Here is a 22,263-nt window from a genome sequence, read left to right as displayed (position 1 = left end):
AATTACACAAGCTCAGTTTGAAGCCAAGGCCAGCCTTGCTTCTTACGGCTTAGAGTGTTTTCCATCATTAGCATGCCGTCTTTCTCGTGCTTAACAAGCTTCTCAGCCCACTCACCTTTGTAAAGAAGACGAGTTTGAGCAGTAGTGATGTCTGTTAGCATAACAGCAGCAAATGCTAGGTTGTCGTTTGCACAACGAGCTTCTAGATCCGCTTCTAGTGCTTCGATCATGCCGTCAACTTGCTCTAGAGTCGCAAGTTCAACCTGACCTACTACTACGTCACGACCGTTGAATGGGTAACCTTTAAGGTCTTTTTCAACAAGTTCAGCCGCAGTTAGACCTTCGATGTTTGTCTTAGCAATTAGAAGATCTTTAGTGAATGCGTCAACATCTTGTACGTCTGCGATAGCCGCTAGCTCAGCTACAGCATCTTTGTCTTTTTGAGTACAAGTTGGAGAAGCGAAACCTACTGTGTCAGAAAGAATCGCTGACATCATTAGCTTAGCGATTTGAGGCTTGATCTCGTGACCTTCAATCTTGAACATGTTGAACAGTACTGTGTTAGTACAACCAACAGGCCAGATCCATGCTTCCATTGGGTTTACTGTCATCACGTCACCTAGACGGTGGTGGTCAACAATACCTGCAACTTCTGCTTCAGCAATATCGTCTGGTGCTTGCGCTAGATCTGAGTAGTCTACTAGCCAAACAGTTTCACCCGCTACTGATGTACGAAGTTCTGGAACTTCTGCACCAGCTACTTCTAGGATGTGCTGAGTTTCACGGTTAATTTCGCCTTGGCGGATTGGCATTGCTTCAACGCCACGCGCCTTTAGAAGTTCAGTTGCAACTAGTGCACTACAGATGCTGTCACTGTCTGGGTTCTTATGACCTACAACTAGAATCATGTTTCTTCCTATTCAAGTCAGTTTGATGCGCTTCCTAAAAGGGTGAATTGCATAACGAATTACACCTTAGAAGCGGGTTTGCTCACAAAGGCCGATACTTTACCTGATTTGAGGGAAATTGACACGAAGAAAAGTTGTTACCGCCTATTGCGAATAATTCTCACTTTCATATAATGAGAATCATTCCTATTTGCATTTGAGCCTACTATGAACGCAACAAAAATTTTCCACTCGGCGCATCAGCTGCTGCAGCCAACTCAATTTCGTCTAGCCTATAAGAGGCTATTGCTGCCTATCGCATTGCTCGCTCTGTTAGCTAGTGAAACCACAAGAGAAGTCACCGTCGCTACCCTATCTGATTCTTTCTGGGCGGTTTCTTGTTACGTTGCAGCTACCTTAGCTATCTACCATTACCTTTCGAACTTCATGTCGAAGACAAATCGACTCACTGCGCTTTACCACAGCTCTCGTAGCCATCAAGTTTTCTTTGCAGCACTCCTTGGAGCTTTGCCTGGTTGTGGTGGTGCTATCGTTGTCACCACTCAGTTCATCAGTGGCCGAGTTGGCTTTGGTGCTATCGTTGCAGTATTAACCTCGACCATGGGTGATGCTGCCTTCTTATTACTCGCAGCAGAACCTGCAACAGGGTTTGGTGTGATTGCTTTAGGTATTGTCGTAGGCGCAATATCTGGGTGGGTAGTGAATGCATTCCACGCTGATGACTTCTTGCGCCCAAAGCAAAAAGAGGATGTTGCACAACCTCAATGCTGTAATAGCCATAGTGATACGCACACGCCAGTCGAGCAACGTGCTATCAATCTTCAAGGAGCATTCTGGAAATGGCTGCTCATACCTGCAAGTATCATTGCCGTTCTGGGCTCATTCCAAGTGGATACCAACCAATTACTTGGCCTCAAAGAAAACAGTATGGAATGGTTAGGTGCGACATTTGCAGTTGTCAGTATGTTTTTGTGGGCGATGACCAAAGAGCTAGGTGATTACAAATCAACGGTATCTGAAGATGACAAAATCATCGATTCACACCCGATTCAAAAAGCGGCTCAAGACACAAACTTTGTTAGCGCGTGGGTTATTTTGGCTTTCTTAGCCTTTGAACTTACCACCTATTTCTCGGGTTTAGACTTGGGAGCGACGTTCTCAAACTGGGGGATCTGGATGCCTCTCATTGGTTTGGCTATTGGTATTTTGCCAGGCTGTGGCCCGCAAATTCTCGTAACGAGCCTTTATATCTCTGGCGCAGCGCCATTATCAGCACAGCTTTCTAATGCCATTTCCAATGATGGTGATGCCTTATTCCCTGCGATTGCAATGGCTCCTAAAGCTGCGCTTGTCGCCACTATCTACTCTGCGATACCAGCCTTGATTGTCGGGTACGGCTACTTTTTCCTATTCGAATACTAGCTTTAGGTTCAGATGCAATGGATACAAAAAGAGCCTCAATCGAGGCTCTTTTGTTTTTCGGAAGCGCGCAAGGTTAAGCTGTCACGATCGCTTTAGCATTGAGGCCTTTGTCTAAACTCACCAACAACAACTGGCATGGCTCTTGGTTGAGCTTCTCTCCTGTCCAGTAATCGTACCAATCTGTTGGCTGGTCTGCGGTGAGCGTAAACTCTGTCGCTTCATCATTGGTGTAATTAAATAAGCAGTGCAGATCGTTTTTAGATGTTAGCGGCAGGAAAGCATGGTTTAAACCTAGCGCGGTAAACTTGGCCGATTCCTGATTACGACGCTGACGCAACATCAATTTCGCTAGCGTCTTACTCGCAAATGGAGTGATTTCTGGTAGAGGATCACCAGAAAGCAGCAGACCACCACATGCTAGCAGCACGTTACGATGGAATTGGTAATCTTCACGTGAGGCTGCTTGGTTAGGTAATGAAGTGAACGTTGCGCAATCTGGGTCAATTTGCCATAACTTACGATGCTGCCAACTACGGAAGAAGGTTTCTTTCGCAATTTGTTCAAAGCGATGGCTATGGCGCTCTACGTCGTCAGAGACACGCATTGCATCAACTAAGCCCAAAGAAGGCCACATTGGCGCGTTACAACCTAACAGCCATGCATCCCCTGCCCCTTTAGCGATCGCTTCCATACCCATGCGGTAGGCTTCTACACCGGTGACACCCGATTGGCTTCGCTTACCTTTTAACGTGCCCCAGTAGTTTGCGTCTAATTTGAATAGCTCAACGCCCCACTCTTGACGCATGACAGAAACCACATGAGTCAGGTGATCTTGCCCTTCTGGGTTTGAAGTATCGAGGATATACCATGGTGTACAGCGCCAACCGCCGTAGGTGACACCTTCTGCTTTTAATAGGCTGCCATCTTGGTGACGCACAAACCAATCAGGATGCTTTTGGAAGATCTCCGATTCTGGTTGAGCAATGAATGGCGCCATCCAAATCGCTGGTTTTTTGCCTTTAGCGCGAATGTTGTGAATCAGTTCTTTCACACCGCCAGAAAACTTATCTGAAGGCGTTAGCCAATCCCCCATAAATGCTTGGTAACCGTCATCGAGCAGCACCCATTCCAGCTCAGCTAGGTTGTCTTGCATGCATTCGACGTTTTCTAATACGTTATTTTCTGTCACATCCGCATAGTATGCGTACCAAGAACACCAGCCAATAGGCGCATCTTGCGTGACACCGTTACGGATTGGGTGATGCTCGGCAAGCATCTCACTGTACTGTTTGTATAACTCAGAGAGAGAATTGCCACGTAATACTGCAACAGATTCCAGCTTGTTGTGCTCCCAATCAGCCACTTGGGTCTGCTCTCCGTCGATAGAAGCAGAAAGAACCCAATGCTCACCATGCTGCTGCACTTCAAAATAGCCTGCAAAGCGATGACAAGAGGTAAAACCGAACAAGGTATAACCTGCGGCGTCTTCAACAGCTAGATAGTTGTAGTAACGCTTTGGGGAATTCTCAGGGTAAATACGGTAAGAGTTGTTGTTATCCGGGCAACGACCAACGTCGACAGGTTGAGAAATGGTGCCGCTGGTCTGCGCCAACATTTGGAAACCGTCGCCTAACACGGTTGCGCCCTGTTCGTAGAGGAAAGGCATTTCAAACAGGACTTCACGATCGGTGAAGGTTTTGTTGTGGATCCCTGCAAACGAAAAATGAACTTGGTTGCCCATCACTTCAAACAGAAGATCATTATCATGCACCGTTAGTTCGGTGTGATTGGCCAATTGAATGGTTTGAGCCATAGAAAATCTACTCACTTGATTATTATTGTTTAGTTTGGCTCATTATCCTCCGCTTCTCCTACCCAATTCGTTATCAGCATCACGAATCTAGCGGTCGTGCAGATACTTAGATTTGGTATTGAGAGAGTGCTCACTGAAATTTTGGTTAAAAAAATACCAGCCCGAAGGCTGGTATTTCATTTAAAGCTTAGTGCTGTGATTAAGCAACTTCGATTGGACCACCGAATGAAGTCACTGGTGGAACTTTACCAGTGAATTTCTCGAAGTCTACGATACATGTGTTTGCAGAAGTCGCCTGTGCTAGCTCAGAAGAACCGATATCTTGAGTTAGTGTGTTAGGGTCACCGTAAGTACAGATTGCACCTACTTTCTCGTTTAGAGGACCGTACCACGCACCTTCTTCGATACGCACAACACCACGTGGGTAGCTGTCTGTTAGAACCGCACCAGCAAGAAGTTGACCACGGTCGTTAAATACGCGTACCAAGTCACCGTCTTTAATGCCTTTTGCTTTCGCATCAGCTGGGTTGATGTATACAGGCTCGCGACCTTGAACAGCGTAAGTAGCACGGAAATCTTCAGATTCACACATCTGAGAGTGCAGACGCTTGTCCGGGTGGCAAGATTGTAGCCAGTACGGGTGTTTGTCAGAGCCAGGGCCACCGTGTGAACGTTCTGATTTCTCAAACCACATTGGGTGTTCTTGACAGTGTTCGTAACCGTAACGACCGATCTTACGAGAAGTGATCTCGATAAAGCCAGAAGGCGTACCCAATGGGTTGATTTCCGGATCTTTACGGAAGTCCGCATGACGAACCCAAGGCTTACCTTCACCGAAGTCTAGTACGCTTTGTTCCCAGAACTCATCAAATTCTGGCATTTCAAACTTACCGTCGTTCGCTTTCTTACAATCGTTGTAAAGACTGCGGATCCACTCCATCTCGCTCATGCCACGAGTGTACTCGTCGCGACGACCAAAGCGTTGAGTCAGTTCACTCATGATTTGGAAGTCTGGCTTAGATTGGAACAATGGGTCAACTAGGCGATGCATCGCGATAAGACCTTTGTTCGAGTATGAACCGTATACGTCAATGTCGTTACGTTCCCACTGCGTACATGCAGGTAGAACGATGTCTGAGAAACGACAAGTCGCCGTCCAAGCAAATTCAATAGTCACAACCGTTTGAAGCTTCTGGAACGCTTGCTTCATGCGGTTACGATCTTGGTGGTGGTGCCATGGGTTGTTACCCGAGATCACCATCATCTTGAAGTCTGGAAGCTTAACTTTACCACCGTTGTAGTTGATCTCTTTACCTGGCTCTAGAAGACAGTCGATCCAACGTGCAACTGGGATAGTACGGCTGTAACCGTTAAAGTCGTTGTTGTCCCACTTCGGTTTCATACCTGTATCTAGGTTACGAGGGAAACCACCAGGGCCTGCGAAACCAGTTGAAGGTACACCGATACTTGAGTAGTGGTGACCGTAAGAGATACCACCGCCAGGTAGACCGATTTGACCAACCATCGCTGCAACTACTGCTGCTGCCCAGTATGGCTGCTCACCGTGCTCTTGACGCTGGATACACCAACCCATAAGGATCTGTGTACGGCCGTTCACTAGCATGCGTGCGAATTCACGAATCTTGTCCGCTTTCACACCACAGATAGGTGCAGCCCACTCTGGAGTCTTAACAACTTTGTCTTTCGTTTCACCTTGAACGTACTTGATGAAGTCTTCGAAACCTAGACAGTAAGTCTCAATGAACTTCTTGTTGTGCAGATCTTCGTTGTAAAGTACGTGCGCTACAGCAAGCATGAATGCTACGTCTGTTAGCGGGTTGATGTATAGGTGATCGTTCTCTAGGTAACGTTGAGTCTTGTTCTTAACTGGGTCTACAGATAGAACGTTGATCTCGCCTTTCGCTACTTTTTCTTTCAGTTGCGCTAGGTACTTGAATGACTCGTGCGTTTCACAGTTCCAACCTACTTGTAGGTTTTTCACTGGGTCGTTTGCCCAAAGAACGATGTTGTCTGAGTTTTCTAGGATTTCAGACCAAGACGTACCTTGTGCGTAAACTTCTGTTGAACCTAGTACGTAAGGCATGATGGTTTGACCTGCACCAGTAGAGTAGTCACCTACTTTAGTGATGAAGTTTCCGTGCATACCTACCGCACGTTGCATGTGCGCTGTACAGTTGTTGAACGCACCAGTTTGGTTCCAACCTGTTTGACCTGCGTGTAGAGCCCATGGACCGTATTCTTTCTGAACACGCTCTAGCTCACGGTAGAACAAGTCTAATGCTTCATCCCAAGTAACACGGATGAAACGGTTGTTACCACGCGTTTCCGCGCTGTATTTGTGCTTCTTTAGCCAATCTAGACGAACCATTGGGTAACGAACACGTGATGGGCTGTAGATAATACCCTTGATGCCGTTCAACATTTCTGTTGGGTTCTTGTCTAGTTCTAGCGGTTTGATCTCTTGAACTTTACCCGCGTAGATGTGGGCGCGGAACGCGCCCCAGTGTGAACCTGTTACTTTCCAAGTACCTGTAGTCTCAGCTGCGTTCGCAGATGCTGAAGCCAATAAGCTTGGACCGATAACTGACGCTGCACTTGTGGTTGCTACACCTTTAAGAAAACTTCTTCGTGTAATAGCCATTTATATTTACTCCAATCCGACGCTTATTAGTGGTGACCTTCAGCATAATCTGAAGAGTGCTTCTGTAGGTACTTCAAGATCAGTGCTTCACTGTCTGTATCTAGGTTAACGAACGCTAGCATACCGTCGAACATACCTGGCCATGTGTTCGCATCGAAGTGCGCTTCAGCTGGTTGTGTGTGACATACAGAACAGTTAGTTTTGTAAGCTTCTGCAGATTTTTCCCATACAGGGTTGATGTCGTTTAGCATAGATTCTTTCTTGATCCATACTTTCGCAGCTACTTTCTCCCAAGGAAGACCAGTTAGCTCATCAACTTTCTTCTCACCAGCAGTAACTACTTTAGCGTCTGTTGCTGCTTCTTTTAGTAGCGATGCTACTGCAATGTTCTTACCGAAGTCTTCTTGGATTACACGACCGAAGCCTTTCGCTTTACGCCAACCATCGATTTCGATTTCAACGTAGTCGCCTTTATCTTCAAGAACTTTAACTGTTGACGCAGGGTTTAGAAGACCTGCTTCTTCAGTACCTTTATCGTCGAAGTAGATTGGTAGGTGACGAACACTTACTAGTTGCTGACCAACACCGTAATCTGTGTTTGACGTCATACCTTCTAGGTCACCAACGATACCACCGATGCTGTCCATGCCAGCTGGTAGTTTGTGTGCGATACCTTTGTGACAGTCAACACAGCTTTGATCTTTCTCAGCTGCTTGCTTCATTTGGATACGAGCTGTTGGAGACATTTGCTCGAAGTCCATTGAATCGTAGTTGTGACAGTTTTTACACTCTAGGGATTTGTTTGCAGAGAAACGATCCCATTCGTGTTTAGCAAGTTCGATACGACGCTCTTCGAAAACACCCGGTTCGTCGTAGTTGCCAAATACTTGTGCAAATACTTCTTTAGACGCTTGCATTTTACGAGCGATCTTATCTGTCCAGTTATGTGGAACGTGACAGTCAGGACAAGTAGCACGAACACCAGAGTGGTTTTTCCAGTGAACAGTGTCTTGTAGTTCAACGTATACGTTGTCACGCATTGTGTGACAGCTAATACAGAATTCTTCTGTGTTGGTCGCTTCTAGGGCTGTGTTAAAGCCACCCCAGAAAATAACACCAGCGATGAAACCGCCCATAGTCAGCACGCCAAGGCTGATATGAACTGCCGGGCGCGTCATCGTACGCCACAGTTTAATGATTAATGATTTCATTATTTGCTCTCTTAAAATCTTTTCTAAAGTGTGGTTGTGAGCTCACTGGCTTACATGCCGTGAGCACCTGGAGGACCAAAGAAGAACACTTGTAGTGCCCAAACGATAAATCCGTAGCCACCTACGAAAGCCACACTCAGAATTGGGAAGAGAACAACTGCAATGAAGAGGAAAGACTTCCACTCCAGTGAGCGTTTTTCACCACTCTCAATTTTGTTAACATCACTCATACATTTGCCTATTTTGTATCTAGTGTTATTGAAAAGCTCGCGTTACCAAGCTTAAGTTTTTTACAATCTCTATTGGAAAATGTTAGACCATACTAACAGTAAGGTTCAATCAAATCTGACGCTCCAGCCCTTGTTATCCAACACTTTTTTGAGCTCATCCAGAGATGTGTTTGATTGATATTCTTTGTGAAGAAATATTAATGGATGTGAAGAAATAAGTCTTTTGCATACATGTTAAGAATACAACATAAGATTAACTTTGTTTACATTTTTATGGATTTTTCCGTGCTACTAAATCGCTATTTTTTCGACTAAAGACAAGAAGTTGTGATCCAAATGTTAATAAAACCTCACCAAATGTCTGCTTTTTTCTGGACATAAGATTGCAAAAAAACAGAGTTCTGCAATTCATAAACCAAATGAGCTCCGTTAAAATCAGACGGGTAATTTTGGGAGAAGGTTTATGAATCAGGTTGTCGATATAAATTGGTTTGAACTCGCACTTTTTAGTTTGATTCTTATCGTTCCCCTTACCATTAATGCTCGATACAAATTAGGCATAGCCAAAGACACTGCCATCAGTGTTGCCCGTATGACCGTGCAATTAATTTTGGTTGGTGTGTACCTTGAGTATCTATTTGAACTGAATAGCTTGATGGTGAACTTAGCGTGGTTAGCGATTATGGTAGTGGTTGGCGCGAGCTCAATTGTGGGTAAAGCAAACCTCCCTAAAAAGCCCCTAATGATGCCCCTTATCACCGGATTGTCATGCAGTTTACTTCCACTTCTTGCCGCCATCGCATTGGGCCTTGTAAAGCCTGAGCCTTTCTATAACGCACAATACATGATCCCTCTAGCGGGAATGCTACTTGGCAACAGCTTGAGTAGTAACATCGTCGCACTACAGAACTTATTCACCGCTTTCGAACAGAGAAAATCTGAATATGAAGCAGCCATTTCTCTTGGGGCGGCACCTAAGTACGCTTCCTTCCCTTTCCTTCAAGAAGCGCTTCGTAAATCTCTTGCTCCAATCCTTGCTTCGATGGCGACTACAGGGTTAGTAACCCTACCTGGGATGATGACAGGTCAAATTCTCGGAGGAGCGAGTCCTATGGTGGCAATCAAGTATCAACTGGTCATCATGTTGGCGATTTTTGTCATGCTAAGTGTGTCGGTAGCGATTACCTTAGAGATGACGCTTACCTGTGTACAAACTAAAGAAGGACGCATAAAAGTGAAGTTTATCAACAAAGAGAAAGCCTAACGTGCTCACTAAATAGTCATATAAGCATCTCATTTTATGAATTTTTCTGGATCACAATAGATACTCACGATCTTTGCGACAGGTTATCCACAGAAAATGTGGATAAACCCCTAAAACCCATAAGCAACCAGAAACATAAGCGTCATTTCGGTCGACCCTCTTCTGAGAAATTTAATGGTCATTGATTGGTCATTGAACCGTCACTTTACTCCTCTAAAGTGCGGTTAACCGACAACGGGAGAGCTCACATGGATATGTTAATCACACGAGAAAAGGTCGAAGACTTATTATTAGAAACGCCAGTGGATTGGCTAGTGCAAGAACCCTCAGAGATGACGTCTCACTGGACGCCAAACGAATATGGCGTCAATGAAGAGTTGGTTTAAACACTAAGTTTGGAAAGATCAAAAAAAGGCAAGCCACTGGGCTTGCCTTTCTTAAAAATTACTTAAGATGCTTGTCTTCATCACGTAGGTAAATCATCCAGTACCACATGCCAACGAAGACACCACCACCGATGATATTACCAATCGTTACAGGGATAAGGTTGTTCACCAAGAAGCCCATCATGTTCAGATCCGCATAGTCTGCGATGTTTGCACCTGTCATTTGCCAGAACGACTCTGGAGCAAAGTACTTAATACCGATCGCCATTGGTACTTGGAACATGTTCGCAATACAGTGCTCAAAGCCAGCAGAAACGAACATAGCAACAGGCAAGATCATTACTGCGATTTTATCCGTTAGTGTGCGCCCACTGAACGTCATCCAAACTGCGATACAGACCAAAACGTTACACATGATGCCCAGCGCGACTGCTTGGAAGAAACCGTGATGCAGTTTGTGTTGCGAAATTGCCATCGCGTTCAAACCGACTTGACCACCGTCGAACATGTATTGCTTAGTGATCAGCATACACACAACCAGTAAAACTGCGCCGACCATGTTACCGAAGTACACGACCACCCAGTTTTTCACTAAGGCTTTCCATGAAATCTTGCCGCTTGCACGAGCCACCAGCGTAAGAACCGAGCTAGTAAATAGCTCACCGCCGGTTACCACCACCAAGATCAAGCCAAGGCTGAATGCCAAACCACCAATAAGGCGAGTTATGCCCCAAGGGAGATCACCGGCACCTGTGGTTACGGTTGTATAAAAAATAAAAGCGATACCAATGTGAAGACCTGCAGAAATAGCCAGCAGGAAAGATTTCATCGGAGCTTTAGTTGCTTTGCCAACACCTACTTCGGCGGCACGTTCAGCAGCCTGAGGTGGTAATAGTGAGTCAAACTGATTGAAGTTCATGGAAGTGTAACATTTAGAAACAATTAACGAGGCGCGGATAATCGCTCCATTTCCAGACTTTTTCAAGGGCTATTTTTCATGTTTACTAAATTTGTTGTTGCTGAGAGAGTAATCGATAAAATTCAACTATGAGTTCTTGTCTTAACCATTATTAATATTTGGGTCAAATGTTTACCTTAGAATAAAAAAACCGCGTTATATCAGGCCTATAGCGCGGCACTTAACATTTCTAAGTGTTTTCTATTGCTCAACCTTAGTTTTCAGACTAGCTTGGATAAAAAAGTACGAAGGAAATATCTATGAAATATTCAGCTGACCACATTGCCGAACTGAACCTACTTCTTCAATTCGATTTAAGCAGCGCAGCAACGGGCATCAAAGTCCACAAAGAAGCTTCAGAAGAAATGCAGGCAGCGGTTGCTCGTCTGTATGAGAAACAACTTTGCACACAGCCGGACGGCGGTTACCTAACTGATGAAGGCATCGAAGTTGCAGAACACGCCGATAAAATTCTTCGCGTACTAACTGCAGAATAAGCTCATATAAATAAGCAAGTTCTAAAATTAAAAGCCACCATACTTGGTGGCTTTTTTGATAATTATATTTATCTAGACTCACTATATTAAGCGATTAATTTTCTCATTTTTCCAAAAGGCTGAATTTTATCGTAAGCCCAGTTAAAGCCCGTTGCATAAAATAAGAAGAAAATTAGAAAACCAGCTTCCAATGCAAGCGCTTGTAATAAAGTTATTTGCAAGAACCACGCAATGACCGGAATCGATAGGAAAATCAATCCGCCCTCAAAGCCAAGTGTGTGACCAATTCTCATTGCTAAGCTACGGTCCTCTCGGTTCGAGCCAAACCATTTATCAAAGTACAGGTTATAAATGTAGTTCCAAACTACGGTGTAAAGACTCAAGCCAATACCTACCACTGCCAAGTCACTCGATCCCTTCCCTGTTATCAAAGAAGCCGCAGGAATGATGATCGCCAATGCAATCATTTCAAATAGTACAGCGTGAAAGATACGTTCGTTACGAGTCATGATGTTTTACCTAAATAGTTCTACTCAATGACTGGCATTTTATCTATCATTTAGATAAGTAAAAGTTAGATACCATCGGTAAAAGCGATATGTTTACTATTGAACAACTTCAAGCGTTCGTCACCACTTCAGAAGCCGGATCTTTCTCCGCAGCAGCGCGTAAGCTTGGGCGAGCTCAATCGGTGATCAGCCAACACATCATGAATATGGAACTTGATTGTGGCGTTGATTTGTTTGACCGTACAGGCCGCTATCCTAAACTGACCGAGAAAGGCCATCAGTTGATGCCCTATGCCCTCGCCACCTTAAGCCAACTGGATCGACTGAATAACAAAGCATCTCAACTCTTTTCTGCACCAGCGAGTAAGCTCGTTCTTGCGGTTGATGAGGGGATTCCATTAACCCGCCTCCCCATTGCTTTAAAACATTTGGAACAAAAGTTTCCTAATCTTCAAGTGGAATGTCTCACGGCTTCAAGTCCAGATATCATCGAGTTGGTGAAATCAGAGCGTGCTACCACAGGCATTATATTAAGTGACTTACAGATGCCTAAAAACGTCGACCTATCTAACCTAGGTCATATCGGCTTTGATGTATTTGTCTCTTCAGAACATCCACTCGCACAGCAAAAGATCCGCAACATCGATGAACTCAAGCAACATCGTCAACTCGTTATCCGCTCAAAGAGTGAAGATGTAAGCGGTCTTAATCAGGCGTTTAGCCCGGATATCTGGTACGCTGATGATTACTACATATTATTAGAACTGGCGAACAAGGGATTTGGTTGGTGCTTTCTTCCTGAGCATTTGGTGTCTTACGCACCGAATACGTTGATCAAAATTGGCGAAGAATTCACAAAGCTGGCTTGGCAGGTCAACATTGACTTGATACAACATCAGAAATGGCATTCCGATCCCCTACACCAACAAGCCAGATTAGAATTACAAACCCTGTTTGAGTGATCTCAGGGCTAACAGTAGGAACACACAGATGGCAAATACATTGATCGTAGGTGCAGGCTGGTTAGGCACCCCACTTGCACAAACTTTGATTGACCAAGGACATCAAGTTACGGTGACACGTCGAAGCCAAACCAGGCTAGATGAGTTCCCGCTCACTTCCGTTCAACCTGCTCTACTCGATCTCAACGAACCACACTCACAGCAACAGCTTATTGAGCTTATCGAACAACATCAGATTGAACGCATGGTTGGCGCTTTCCCACCAGGATTTCGTAAAGGCAACGGGCAAGAGTACGCACAGCAGTGGCAACGCTTAGTCTCAGCAGCCAAACAAAGCAGTGTAAACAAACTGCTCATGGTGAGCTCCACCACGGTATATCCAAACCTTGCTGTCGATATGAAAGAAGAAGACGCCACACTCGCCTTGGCCCAAACGAGCGAACACTTCTCAGACAACGCCCGCATCATGCTACAAGCCGAGCAATACGTGATTGATTCCGGAATCGACTATGCCATCGTTCGTTGTAGTGGTTTGATTGGCTCTGACCGCCACCCTTCTCGCTTTGCAATGCGATTAAAACAAGTGAGCCGTAAGGCCCCTGCAAACATGGTGCATCAAAACGATGCGGTAGCCGCGACAGCTTTCGCGCTTAATCAAATTGATAACGAAGTGGTAAACGCCACAACACCAAATACCGTAAGCAAAGCCGAATTTTACCAAGCGGCGATTACCCAAAGCGATTTAGATATAGCACTTCCGCCAGTCACAGAAACCGCAGATAAACGAATCCTAGCAGACAAACTTGTCGCACTTGGCTATCAGTTCCAATTCAACTCAACGCTGGACGCACTATGAAGCTATATCAACACATTGAAACCCTGTGGGATTACATGCAACTCAAGCAGGAGCTAAAACCTGCCAACTGCTTATTTGTTATGTGCAGCAATGACTTACGTGTTGCCGAATACGCGGCCAAACTCTACAAACAAAAACTTGCGCCACTCATTGTGTTTTCTGGTGGCGAAGGGCGTTTTACAGATGGCTTGTTTGACAAAAGCGAAGCGGAAACATTCGCAGAAATTGCAAAACTAGCGGGCGTGCCAAGTGAAGCAATCTTAGTAGAGACAAAATCCAGCAACAGCGGCGAGAACGTTCGCTTCACCGAACAGTTGTTGAAAGATAAAGGGATTAGCTGTGATTCTCTCATCTTGGTTCAAAAGCCATTTATGGAACGACGCGCCATTGCAACCTTTGAAAAACAGTGGCAATCGCCTTATTCACAACTCCAAGTGACTTCTACTGCGCATCCTTTCTTTGAATACATCAACGAAGAAATGCCCCTGATGATGGTACTGGAAGCATTGATGGAAGATTTTTCTCGTGTGAAGACTTACCCAGAAAAAGGCTTTCAAACAGAACAAAAAATCCCTGCTCACGTTGAATCTTCTTACCAAGCACTGAGAGAAAAGTTCGAATTTGGTCTCGCTTAATCCTTCGTTCAGCGACCAACAATCAGACAATAAAAAAGCCACCGAATTCGGTGGCTTTCTCTTATCTAGATTGGCTTACTTACCAAGTGCTTCTTTGTAGTGCTGACGACAAACCGATACGTAACGGTCGTTACCGCCAATCGCGACTTGATCACCTTCTTTGATTGCAACACCGTGCTCATCAGTACGGATAACCATGTTTGCCTTGCGACCACAGTGACAAATCGTTTTGAGTTCAACCAATTTGTCTGCCCAAGATAGCAGGTACTTGCTGCCTTCAAAAAGTTCGCCTAGAAAATCGGTACGAAGACCATAGCAAAGTACAGGAATATGCAGCTTATCAACCACTTCTGTTAGTTGGTAAACCTGTTCTTTCGACAAGAACTGACACTCATCAATTAGGATACAGTGACGTTTTTCAACTTCATGCAGTGCTGCAATCTCTTGGTAAAGGTTGGTATCTGGACGGAACAAATGCGCGTCTGATTGCAAACCAATACGAGAGCTCACTTTACCTACGCCGTAGCGATCATCTAACGCTGCTGTGAAAATCACAGGCGTCATACCACGTTCTTGGTAGTTAAATGAAGATTGAAGAAGAGTTGTCGATTTACCCGCATTCATTGCCGAGTAATAGAAATACATCTGAGCCACAGAGCACTACCTTCGTTAAAGTTTAGAATTTATAAAAGCTTGTAAAGAAAAGGGCTGAATCATCAGCCCTTTAAAAAGATTCGATTACTTACGACGCCACGTTGTGCCTTCTGGACCATCTTCCAGAACAATGCCCATTTCCGTCAGCTTGTCACGAGCCATATCTGCGTTAGCCCAATCTTTTGCTGCACGAGAATCGTTACGTAGCTTAATTAGTGCTTCGATTTCAGCCACTTCATCGTCGTCGCCTGCATCGCCTTTTAGGAAAGCTTCTGGATCTTGGTGAAGAATACCGATCACGTCAGCCAGTTCACGCATTAGCGCACCTAGCTCACTCGCTTTCTCTAGGTTTTCTGTCTTCAGACGGTTTACTTCACGCGCCATGTCAAAAAGTACTGAGTAAGCTTCTGGTGTATTGAAGTCATCGTTCATCGCTGCTGTAAAGCGAGTTACGTATTCTTCACCACCTGCTGGCGCAGCATTTAGATCCAGACCACGTAGAGACGTGTATAGACGCTCAAGAGACGCGCGTGCTTGGTTCAGGTTATCTTCGCTGTAGTTTAGCTGGCTACGGTAATGACCAGACATTAGGAAGTAACGAACGGTTTCAGCATCGTAGTGACCTAGAACGTCACGGATAGTGAAGAAGTTACCTAAAGACTTTGACATCTTCTCACGGTCTACCATTACCATGCCGCTGTGCATCCATGTGTTCACGTATTGAGTGTCGTGTGCACAGCATGATTGCGCGATTTCGTTCTCGTGGTGTGGGAACTGAAGATCAGAACCGCCGCCGTGAATGTCGAAGTGGTTGCCTAGGATTGACGAGTTCATTGCAGAACATTCGATGTGCCAACCTGGACGACCTGGACCCCATGGTGATTCCCATGTTGGTTCACCCGGTTTAGACATCTTCCAAAGTACGAAGTCTAGCGGGCTACGTTTTGCCGTTTCGATATCAACACGCGCACCAGCTTGAAGCTGATCAAGGTCTTGCTTAGACAGCTTGCCGTATTCGTTGAACTCACCTACTTCAAACATTACGTCGCCATTGTCTGCAACGTAAGCGAAACCACGCTCGATTAGTTTTTCAACCAATTCGATGATTTCAGCAATGAACTGTGTCGCACGAGGCTCAACGTCAGGACGTTTCATGTTCAGGGCATCGAAGTCAGCGTGCATTTCACCAATTAGACGCTCAGTCAGTGAATCACAAGACTCACCATTTTCTGCAGCACGCTTGATGATTTTGTCATCGATGTCAGTGATGTTACGTACAAATGTTAGGTCATAGCCAAGGTAACGAAGGTAGCGAGACACTACATCGAAAGAAACAAATGTACGACCGTGACCGATGTGACAGAGATCGTAGATGGTAACTCCACAGACATACATGCCAACTTTGCCGGCTGTAATTGGTTTGAATTCCTCTTTCTGTCTTGTGAGTGTGTTATATATCTTTAACATGATCTCTATCTATGCTTGTGAATGAATTACGAGAAGAAGGAGTATAACAACTCCGACCTTATTAGGTAATAGCAATTAACGGATAAAACGATAATCGGCTAAACTTCAAGCACAAAGCGTATATTTTCATTGTCCTGAGTTTTCCATGCGTATTAACTTAGGCTAGAATCCCTCTTTGAATACAACACAGTAAAGGAAAATAGCATGATCACCCTTCACACTAATTTTGGTGACATCAAGATTCAACTAAACGAAGAGAAAGCGCCAGAAACTAGCGCAAACTTCCTTCAATACTGCCGCGACGGTTTCTACGACAACACGCTTTTCCACCGTGTTATTGACGGCTTCATGATCCAAGGTGGTGGTATGGAGTCTGGTCTACGTGAAAAAGCTACACGTGCCCCTATCAAGAACGAAGCAAACAACGGCCTTAGCAACAAAGTGGGTACACTTGCTATGGCACGTACTATGGAGCCGCATTCAGCAAGCTCTCAGTTCTTCATCAACGTAAACAACAACACATTCCTAGATTTCCGTAGCGAAAGCCTAGACGGTTGGGGTTACTGTGTATTCGGTGAAGTAATCGAAGGCATGGACATCGTGAACAAGATCAAAGGTGTTAGCACTGGTTCTTACGGCATGCACCAAGACGTACCTCTAGAAGACGTAATGATCACTGGTACTACAATCGAAGAGTAATTCTTTGAAATTGCTATTAAGAGATAAGTTTGTGGGGAGGCTTAGCCTCCCCTTATTTCTATGACGACATTATTTATATCTGATCTCCACCTGACCCCTTCTCGTCCAGACATTACGGAATGTTTCGTGACGTTCATGCGTAATGAAGCGATCCATGCCGACGCACTGTACGTGCTTGGTGATTTGTTCGAGTTCTGGATTGGTGACGATGACAACACCCCTTTTGCAGACCAAATCCGCGCAGAATTTAAAGCACTGACGGATACCGGTGTGCCAACTTTTTTCATCCAAGGCAATCGAGATTTTTTACTCGGGAAACGCTTTTGCAAAGAAACCGGTATGACATTACTCGATGATGTCTGCACGATTGATCTTTATGGTCAAAAAGCCGTAATCCTACATGGCGATACGCTTTGCATTGACGATGTGAAATACCAAGAGTTTAGAAAAACCGTTCACAAGCCATGGCTACAATGGTTGTTCAATCGCATTCCATGGTTCGTTAAAAAAAGAATTGTCGCTAAAGTTCAATCTGACATTCGAGACGACAAAAAAAACAAGTCTCTCGACATCATGGACGTCAACCAAGGCGAAGTTGAACGAGTATTGTCTCAAAATTGCGTCAACCTGATGATTCATGGTCACACGCATCGACCAAATACACATATTTTTGAGCTAAATGGTGCTAAAAACACTCGTATTGTTTTAGGCGATTGGTATACCCAAGGCTCAGTTTTAAAAGTAAATTCTGACCATTTTGACTTGCAAACACGACCGTTTGACACAGAATTGAAGTAAAGCATGTCGAGCGTGTTGAAGATTGACGCGCAAAGCATAGAAATTTTGAAAAAAATCGCTATTATCGTATTACTCAGTTAAACAGAACAAAGTACCGCATTGAAGTATTCATACGTAGCTCGCCAGCCGATATTGGACAGAGAAAAGCGTACCATAGGGTATGAGCTTCTCTTCCGTGACGGTCCGAAAAATACCTTCCCAGAAGTAGAACCCGAGCTGGCTACTAGTCGACTTCTATCTGATCATTTCCTTACCACACACTACAGTACTCTGGGCGACAAGCTCGGCTTTGTTAATTTTCCTTACCAAAGCTTGGTTAACCTCGTTCCTACCCTGTTCCCTAACGAATCATTAGTTGTTGAGGTATTAGAAGATTGTGAGCCGACTGATGAACTGCTTCATGCGATAAAACAACTGCATGCATCCGGGTATCGTGTTGCATTAGATGACTTTGTTCCAACCAAAGCTTGGAAGCGATTTTTACCTTACGTCGCGATAATCAAATTCGACATTCGCTTAATCCCGATCGAAAAAGCGGCCATTTACATTCAGTCGTTAGGGCATTTTGGCATCGATTTCTTAGCTGAGAAGGTCGAAACCTATGAAGAATTTGAACAAGCGATGGACGCTGGTTTTGACTTCTTTCAAGGATACTTTTTCAGTAAACCTGAAATGATTCAGAAGAAGCGCCTTAATCCCGCGTTTCTAACAGTGATTCAGCTATGTAAAGAGATCGCAGATAAACCTATCGACTTTAATGAGGTCGAGCGTTTGTTCTCTATTGATGTCACTCTATCGTACAAGCTACTGACGTATGTAAACTCGGGTTACACGCTCACAACGAAGATCAAATCGTTCCGACAAGCATTAGTGTACCTTGGTGAAGACCGCTTAAGACGTTTCATTTCACTTGTCGCGATCGCTTCGGTGCATGAAGACAAGCCTGACTCTCTCTATTCATTAGCGATTCAACGTGCACGGATGTGTGAGATTCTGTTGAGTCAAATGCACACCAAGTACGATCCTGGTCAGGCGTTTCTTACTGGAATGTTTTCACTGTTGGGCCCTCTCCTCGATCAACCTCTTGAAGATGTGATCAGTGATATTCCAGTCGATGAAGAAATCAAACATGCCTTAACCGGACACAAGGGCGTTTTGGGTTACCTTCTATCTATGATCATCGCTTACGAGAAAGCGGATTGGGAAATGACAGAGAAATACTGTACCGCCCTAAAACTCACTGAGCCACAATTAGCCAAAGCGTTTAGCCAATCCACGGCTTGGGCTCAAGAACTGCTGTCTCAAACGCCCTAAACGGCTATAATGCCCCAAAGAATACCTGCGACCTCACTTATGTGGGGTTGTTTGTTTTTACCGCTTAATTAATCGAGATTTCATTTTATGGCTTCTTCTTGTCCTTGCGGCTCTAACCGCACCTACCAACAGTGTTGTGAACTTGCCCACAATAACCACGCTGACGTCACCACTCCGGAGCAGCTAATGCGCTCTCGTTACAGCGCGCATGTGTTAGGTCTAGTGGATTACGTGGTGAACACATACCACCCAAGCTGTAATGCAGAAGAGCAACGTGAAGGCATTGCCCAATCTATCGACAGCGATTGGTGCAAGCTTGAGGTAGTGAAAGCTGAAGCGGGTTGTAACGAGAATGAAGGTTTTGTTGAATTCAACGCTTACTTTGACGAAGACGGCAAACGCTACTGCATGACCGAGCGTTCTCGTTTCGTGAAAGAAGGTGGGCTTTGGTACTACATTGACGGCACGTTTCCTGAAAAAGAGCCAGAAGATGAACCAGTACAAGATCCGCGTTTGAACCAGCCAGTGAGTAGCCTAAAAGTAGGTCGCAACGACCCGTGTATCTGTGGAAGCGGTAAGAAATTTAAGAAGTGTTGTGGGTAAAGCATCCGTACCTAGCTTAATACGCTGGATTTAATTGGATTCTTGGCCTCTCTTAGGCTCATCGGAATGACGTGAATAAATGTACCTGTTTGACGTAAATAACTCTACTGCAAGCACTATTAGAAAATATACCGTCATTCTGAGCAGCAAGGGACGAGCGTGATTCAGAATCTAATCGCCACCAGCACTGCTGCCGGGTTTTCCTCCGAATCAAGAACACTAAAGTAAAAAAGCCCCTAGGCTCGAGAGCATAGGGGCTTTCATTTATCTATAGCAGGCTTATTTATGACGCTCTTTCAGTTTATTCACTACGTCATTCATCGATAAGCCTTGATCTTGAAGCAATACCAGCAAGTGGTAAACCAAGTCTGCTGATTCACACACTAGCTCCGCCTTATCGCCCGACGTCGCCGCAAGCGCGACTTCAACGCCTTCTTCGCCCACTTTTTGCGAAATACGCTTGGTGCCACGGGCATAAAGACTGGCAGTATAAGAGGAATCTGGGTCGGCACTCTTGCGGGCAGCCAATAGCTGCTCAAGTTGATGAAGCCACACCATTTGTGACTCCTCTTGAGGGTCCACATCCCAGCAAGTTGTGTTACCCAAGTGACACGTAGGGCCAATGGGATTCACCTTCACCAGTAGCGTATCGTTGTCACAATCGAGCTGCATGTTCACCAATTGCAATACGTTGCCAGAGGTCTCACCTTTCGTCCAAAGACGTTGCTTGGTACGAGAGAAGAACGTCACTTGACCTGTTTCGCCCGTTTTTGCCAACGCATCTTGGTTCATGTAACCCATCATCAGCACTTGGCTTGATTGGAAATCTTGTACGATGGCAGGTACCAGACCATCCACCTTTTCCCAGTTGATTCGCTCAGCTAGCGAACTTACTTCGGCGGCTTTCACACTCATAGTCGTACCTCAATGCCTTGTTGTTTCAAATACTGCTTTAGTTCACCAATATTGATGACTTGCTTGTGGAATACCGATGCGGCAAGCGCGCCATCCACATTTGCTTTTTGGTAGGCTTCTGCGAAGTGCTCCATGGCACCTGCACCACCCGATGCAATCAATGGCACGTTACACACTTCACGCACCATATTAAGTTGTTCAATATCGTAGCCATTACGCACGCCATCTTGGTTCATCATGTTCAGTACGATTTCACCAGCGCCGCGTTTTTGTACTTCTTGCACCCAATCACGCGTTTCCCATTGAGTTGCTTTGGTGCGTTCTTCATCGCCAGTAAACTGGTAAACCTGATACTTGCCGGTCTCTTTGTCGTAGTATGAATCGATACCAACGACGATACATTGCACACCAAACTTATCAGCAAGGTCCGTAATCAGTTGCGGGTTCGCCAATGCAGGTGAGTTGATAGACACTTTGTCTGCACCAAACTCAAGAATGCGCGCTGCATCTTCCGCTGATTTAATGCCACCAGCCACACAGAAAGGAATATCAATCACTTCAGCAACGCGAGCGACCCAACTTTTATCGACGACACGACCATCACTTGAAGCGGTAATATCGTAGAACACAAGCTCGTCAGCGCCTTCTTCTGCATAACGCTGTGCCAGAGGAACGATGTCGCCAATGATTTCGTGGTTACGGAACTGAACGCCCTTCACCACTTGTCCATCACGAACATCAAGACATGGAATTATTCGCTTTGCCAGCATGCAAACGCCTCCTCTGCTGTGAATTTACCATCTAACAGCGCACGACCAACAATCACGCCAGCCACACCGCTGCCTTTTAGCGCTTCGATATCTGCTAATGAGCCAATGCCACCTGAAGATTGAAACTGCACTTGTGGGTACTGTTTGCATAGGTCAACGTAAAGCTCTACGTTTGAGCCTTCTAGCGTACCGTCACGAGAAATGTCCGTGCAAAGCACGTGTTGTAGACCTACCGTTAGGTAATCGTTGATCAGAGCTTCGATAGTCACGCCTGAATCTTCTTGCCAACCAGAGATCGCCACTTTACGCGTGCCGTCTTGATCGATGTTGATGTCTAGCGCGAGAACGATTTTCTCTGCGCCGTATTTTTCCATCCAACCTTTCACAAGCTCTGGCTGTTTTACTGCTGTAGAACCAACAACAACACGCTGAGCACCAGCTTCTAGCAGGTCAATCACGTCTTGCTCTGTACGTACACCGCCACCGATTTGGATGTTCGCTGGCGTGCTTGCTAGTAGCTTTGCAATCAAATCAAGCTGGCGTGCTGTCGTGTCTTTTGCGCCAGTTAAATCCACCAAGTGCAGCCAGTTAGCACCCGCTTGGTGGTACAAGTTGAACTGCTCTGCTGGGTCGACTTTGTACTCGGTTACTTGGCCGTAATCACCTTGATAAAGGCGAACCACCTGTCCTTCAATTAAATCAAGAGCTGGAATAATCACACTAAATCCCT

Annotated in this window: 23 protein-coding genes; 11 read left to right on the top strand and 12 right to left on the bottom strand. The window is 45.2% G+C overall.

What is annotated here, in order from left to right; genetic code table 11:
- Window positions 1-2: 2 nt before the first annotated feature.
- Complete coding sequence (locus ATB78_RS05940; RefSeq protein ID WP_061008087.1) at window positions 3-908, bottom strand: manganese-dependent inorganic pyrophosphatase; 906 nt, start codon at window positions 906-908, stop codon at window positions 3-5.
- A 207-nt stretch (window positions 909-1,115) separates the two neighbouring features.
- On the opposite strand from ATB78_RS05940, the gene ATB78_RS05935 reads away from it, so the two are divergent.
- Complete coding sequence (locus ATB78_RS05935) at window positions 1,116-2,330, top strand: putative manganese transporter (RefSeq protein WP_061008086.1); 1,215 nt, start codon at window positions 1,116-1,118, stop codon at window positions 2,328-2,330.
- 73 nt (window positions 2,331-2,403) lie between these two features.
- Here ATB78_RS05935 and ATB78_RS05930 read toward each other — a convergent pair whose 3' ends face one another.
- The 4 genes from ATB78_RS05930 to torE form a co-directional block, all read right to left on the bottom strand.
- Window positions 2,404-4,143 (bottom strand): alpha-galactosidase, encoded by a 1,740-nt coding sequence (locus tag ATB78_RS05930; protein WP_061008085.1) that lies wholly within the window; start codon window positions 4,141-4,143, stop codon window positions 2,404-2,406.
- A 199-nt stretch (window positions 4,144-4,342) separates the two neighbouring features.
- On the bottom strand, window positions 4,343-6,805 hold the full coding sequence (gene torA, locus ATB78_RS05925) for a trimethylamine-N-oxide reductase TorA (RefSeq protein ID WP_061008084.1): 2,463 nt from the start codon (window positions 6,803-6,805) through the stop codon (window positions 4,343-4,345).
- Between the two features lie 26 nt (window positions 6,806-6,831).
- Window positions 6,832-8,016 (bottom strand): pentaheme c-type cytochrome TorC, encoded by a 1,185-nt coding sequence (torC, locus tag ATB78_RS05920; RefSeq protein WP_038894748.1) that lies wholly within the window; start codon window positions 8,014-8,016, stop codon window positions 6,832-6,834.
- A 50-nt stretch (window positions 8,017-8,066) separates the two neighbouring features.
- On the bottom strand, window positions 8,067-8,246 hold the full coding sequence (gene torE / locus ATB78_RS05915) for a trimethylamine N-oxide reductase system protein TorE (RefSeq protein WP_005450728.1): 180 nt from the start codon (window positions 8,244-8,246) through the stop codon (window positions 8,067-8,069).
- Window positions 8,247-8,709: 463 nt separating this feature from the next.
- Here torE and ATB78_RS05910 point away from each other — a divergent pair, with 463 nt between their 5' ends.
- Window positions 8,710-9,510: an ABC transporter permease gene (locus ATB78_RS05910; RefSeq protein WP_041055232.1), complete on the top strand. Its 801-nt coding sequence runs from the start codon at window positions 8,710-8,712 to the stop codon at window positions 9,508-9,510.
- A gap of 248 nt (window positions 9,511-9,758) precedes the next feature.
- On the top strand, window positions 9,759-9,896 hold the full coding sequence (locus tag ATB78_RS29820) for a hypothetical protein (RefSeq protein ID WP_165935428.1): 138 nt from the start codon (window positions 9,759-9,761) through the stop codon (window positions 9,894-9,896).
- Between the two features lie 58 nt (window positions 9,897-9,954).
- Here ATB78_RS29820 and focA read toward each other — a convergent pair whose 3' ends face one another.
- On the bottom strand, window positions 9,955-10,815 hold the full coding sequence (focA, locus tag ATB78_RS05905) for a formate transporter FocA (RefSeq protein ID WP_039984459.1): 861 nt from the start codon (window positions 10,813-10,815) through the stop codon (window positions 9,955-9,957).
- Between the two features lie 299 nt (window positions 10,816-11,114).
- Between focA and ATB78_RS05900 the strand changes: the two genes are divergently transcribed.
- On the top strand, window positions 11,115-11,351 hold the full coding sequence (locus ATB78_RS05900) for a TIGR02647 family protein (RefSeq protein WP_005437251.1): 237 nt from the start codon (window positions 11,115-11,117) through the stop codon (window positions 11,349-11,351).
- Between the two features lie 86 nt (window positions 11,352-11,437).
- Here ATB78_RS05900 and ATB78_RS05895 read toward each other — a convergent pair whose 3' ends face one another.
- Entirely contained in the window at window positions 11,438-11,860 is a 423-nt protein-coding gene (locus ATB78_RS05895) for a PACE efflux transporter (protein WP_009705768.1), read from the bottom strand.
- Window positions 11,861-11,949: 89 nt separating this feature from the next.
- Between ATB78_RS05895 and ATB78_RS05890 the strand changes: the two genes are divergently transcribed.
- The 3 genes from ATB78_RS05890 to ATB78_RS05880 are packed head-to-tail and all read left to right on the top strand — an operon-like array spanning window position 11,950 to window position 14,313.
- Window positions 11,950-12,822: a LysR family transcriptional regulator gene (locus ATB78_RS05890; RefSeq protein WP_005437248.1), complete on the top strand. Its 873-nt coding sequence runs from the start codon at window positions 11,950-11,952 to the stop codon at window positions 12,820-12,822.
- 28 nt (window positions 12,823-12,850) lie between these two features.
- Window positions 12,851-13,678, top strand: a complete 828-nt coding sequence (locus ATB78_RS05885; RefSeq protein WP_061008083.1) for an NAD(P)H-binding protein — start codon at window positions 12,851-12,853, stop codon at window positions 13,676-13,678.
- Window positions 13,675-14,313, top strand: a complete 639-nt coding sequence (locus ATB78_RS05880; RefSeq protein WP_061008082.1) for a YdcF family protein — start codon at window positions 13,675-13,677, stop codon at window positions 14,311-14,313. Before ATB78_RS05885 ends, ATB78_RS05880 begins: the two co-directional genes overlap by 4 nt.
- Before the next feature lie 75 nt (window positions 14,314-14,388).
- Here ATB78_RS05880 and ATB78_RS05875 read toward each other — a convergent pair whose 3' ends face one another.
- Together ATB78_RS05875 and cysS are read right to left on the bottom strand one after the other, a co-directional pair.
- Window positions 14,389-14,967: a thymidine kinase gene (locus tag ATB78_RS05875; protein ID WP_005450744.1), complete on the bottom strand. Its 579-nt coding sequence runs from the start codon at window positions 14,965-14,967 to the stop codon at window positions 14,389-14,391.
- Window positions 14,968-15,051: 84 nt separating this feature from the next.
- Window positions 15,052-16,434, bottom strand: coding sequence for a cysteine--tRNA ligase (cysS, locus tag ATB78_RS05870; protein WP_061008081.1), 1,383 nt, complete (start codon window positions 16,432-16,434; stop codon window positions 15,052-15,054).
- 204 nt (window positions 16,435-16,638) lie between these two features.
- On the opposite strand from cysS, the gene ATB78_RS05865 reads away from it, so the two are divergent.
- The 4 genes from ATB78_RS05865 (at window position 16,639) to ATB78_RS05850 (ending at window position 19,848) form a co-directional block, all read left to right on the top strand.
- Window positions 16,639-17,133, top strand: a complete 495-nt coding sequence (locus ATB78_RS05865) for a peptidylprolyl isomerase (protein ID WP_005437228.1) — start codon at window positions 16,639-16,641, stop codon at window positions 17,131-17,133.
- 60 nt (window positions 17,134-17,193) lie between these two features.
- Window positions 17,194-17,931 (top strand): UDP-2,3-diacylglucosamine diphosphatase, encoded by a 738-nt coding sequence (lpxH, locus tag ATB78_RS05860; protein ID WP_045478685.1) that lies wholly within the window; start codon window positions 17,194-17,196, stop codon window positions 17,929-17,931.
- Between the two features lie 99 nt (window positions 17,932-18,030).
- Window positions 18,031-19,245 carry an EAL domain-containing protein gene (locus tag ATB78_RS05855; protein WP_061008080.1) on the top strand — a complete coding sequence of 405 codons (1,215 nt, stop codon included), beginning with the start codon at window positions 18,031-18,033 and terminating at the stop codon, window positions 19,243-19,245.
- An 87-nt stretch (window positions 19,246-19,332) separates the two neighbouring features.
- Entirely contained in the window at window positions 19,333-19,848 is a 516-nt protein-coding gene (locus tag ATB78_RS05850) for a YchJ family protein (protein WP_061008079.1), read from the top strand.
- A 279-nt stretch (window positions 19,849-20,127) separates the two neighbouring features.
- Here the strand turns inward: ATB78_RS05850 and hisIE are convergent, their stop codons facing one another.
- Genes hisIE through hisA form a run of 3 tightly spaced genes read right to left on the bottom strand, consistent with a single transcriptional unit; the run spans window position 20,128 to window position 22,252 of the window.
- Entirely contained in the window at window positions 20,128-20,763 is a 636-nt protein-coding gene (hisIE, locus tag ATB78_RS05845; RefSeq protein WP_020196969.1) for a bifunctional phosphoribosyl-AMP cyclohydrolase/phosphoribosyl-ATP diphosphatase HisIE, read from the bottom strand.
- Window positions 20,760-21,533, bottom strand: a complete 774-nt coding sequence (hisF, locus tag ATB78_RS05840; protein ID WP_004749837.1) for an imidazole glycerol phosphate synthase subunit HisF — start codon at window positions 21,531-21,533, stop codon at window positions 20,760-20,762. The genes hisIE and hisF overlap by 4 nt, the downstream gene beginning before the upstream one ends.
- Window positions 21,515-22,252: a 1-(5-phosphoribosyl)-5-[(5-phosphoribosylamino)methylideneamino]imidazole-4-carboxamide isomerase gene (gene hisA, locus ATB78_RS05835; protein ID WP_005390889.1), complete on the bottom strand. Its 738-nt coding sequence runs from the start codon at window positions 22,250-22,252 to the stop codon at window positions 21,515-21,517. Before hisA ends, hisF begins: the two co-directional genes overlap by 19 nt.
- Between the last annotated feature and the right edge of the window lie 11 nt (window positions 22,253-22,263).

The organism is Vibrio sp. CUB2 (genome assembly GCF_001557945.1).
Taxonomy (GTDB): domain Bacteria; phylum Pseudomonadota; class Gammaproteobacteria; order Enterobacterales; family Vibrionaceae; genus Vibrio; species Vibrio owensii.
Note: the sequence above shows the minus strand (reverse complement) of the source record. Positions and strands in the feature narration are given on the sequence as shown.

Excerpts from the sequence above, each read along its gene's own strand:
- ATB78_RS05940 (WP_061008087.1), bottom strand. The coding sequence starts at position 908 with ATGATTCTAGTTGTAGGTCATAAGAACCCAGACAGTGACAGCATCTGT.
- ATB78_RS05935 (WP_061008086.1), top strand. The coding sequence starts at position 1,116 with ATGAACGCAACAAAAATTTTCCACTCGGCGCATCAGCTGCTGCAGCCA.
- ATB78_RS05930 (WP_061008085.1), bottom strand. The coding sequence starts at position 4,143 with ATGGCTCAAACCATTCAATTGGCCAATCACACCGAACTAACGGTGCAT.
- torA (WP_061008084.1), bottom strand. The coding sequence starts at position 6,805 with ATGGCTATTACACGAAGAAGTTTTCTTAAAGGTGTAGCAACCACAAGT.
- torC (WP_038894748.1), bottom strand. The coding sequence starts at position 8,016 with ATGAAATCATTAATCATTAAACTGTGGCGTACGATGACGCGCCCGGCA.
- torE (WP_005450728.1), bottom strand. The coding sequence starts at position 8,246 with ATGAGTGATGTTAACAAAATTGAGAGTGGTGAAAAACGCTCACTGGAG.
- ATB78_RS05910 (WP_041055232.1), top strand. The coding sequence starts at position 8,710 with ATGAATCAGGTTGTCGATATAAATTGGTTTGAACTCGCACTTTTTAGT.
- ATB78_RS29820 (WP_165935428.1), top strand. The coding sequence starts at position 9,759 with ATGGATATGTTAATCACACGAGAAAAGGTCGAAGACTTATTATTAGAA.
- focA (WP_039984459.1), bottom strand. The coding sequence starts at position 10,815 with ATGAACTTCAATCAGTTTGACTCACTATTACCACCTCAGGCTGCTGAA.
- ATB78_RS05900 (WP_005437251.1), top strand. The coding sequence starts at position 11,115 with ATGAAATATTCAGCTGACCACATTGCCGAACTGAACCTACTTCTTCAA.
- ATB78_RS05895 (WP_009705768.1), bottom strand. The coding sequence starts at position 11,860 with ATGACTCGTAACGAACGTATCTTTCACGCTGTACTATTTGAAATGATT.
- ATB78_RS05890 (WP_005437248.1), top strand. The coding sequence starts at position 11,950 with ATGTTTACTATTGAACAACTTCAAGCGTTCGTCACCACTTCAGAAGCC.
- ATB78_RS05885 (WP_061008083.1), top strand. The coding sequence starts at position 12,851 with ATGGCAAATACATTGATCGTAGGTGCAGGCTGGTTAGGCACCCCACTT.
- ATB78_RS05880 (WP_061008082.1), top strand. The coding sequence starts at position 13,675 with ATGAAGCTATATCAACACATTGAAACCCTGTGGGATTACATGCAACTC.
- cysS (WP_061008081.1), bottom strand. The coding sequence starts at position 16,434 with ATGTTAAAGATATATAACACACTCACAAGACAGAAAGAGGAATTCAAA.
- ATB78_RS05865 (WP_005437228.1), top strand. The coding sequence starts at position 16,639 with ATGATCACCCTTCACACTAATTTTGGTGACATCAAGATTCAACTAAAC.
- lpxH (WP_045478685.1), top strand. The coding sequence starts at position 17,194 with ATGACGACATTATTTATATCTGATCTCCACCTGACCCCTTCTCGTCCA.
- ATB78_RS05850 (WP_061008079.1), top strand. The coding sequence starts at position 19,333 with ATGGCTTCTTCTTGTCCTTGCGGCTCTAACCGCACCTACCAACAGTGT.
- hisIE (WP_020196969.1), bottom strand. The coding sequence starts at position 20,763 with ATGAGTGTGAAAGCCGCCGAAGTAAGTTCGCTAGCTGAGCGAATCAAC.
- hisF (WP_004749837.1), bottom strand. The coding sequence starts at position 21,533 with ATGCTGGCAAAGCGAATAATTCCATGTCTTGATGTTCGTGATGGACAA.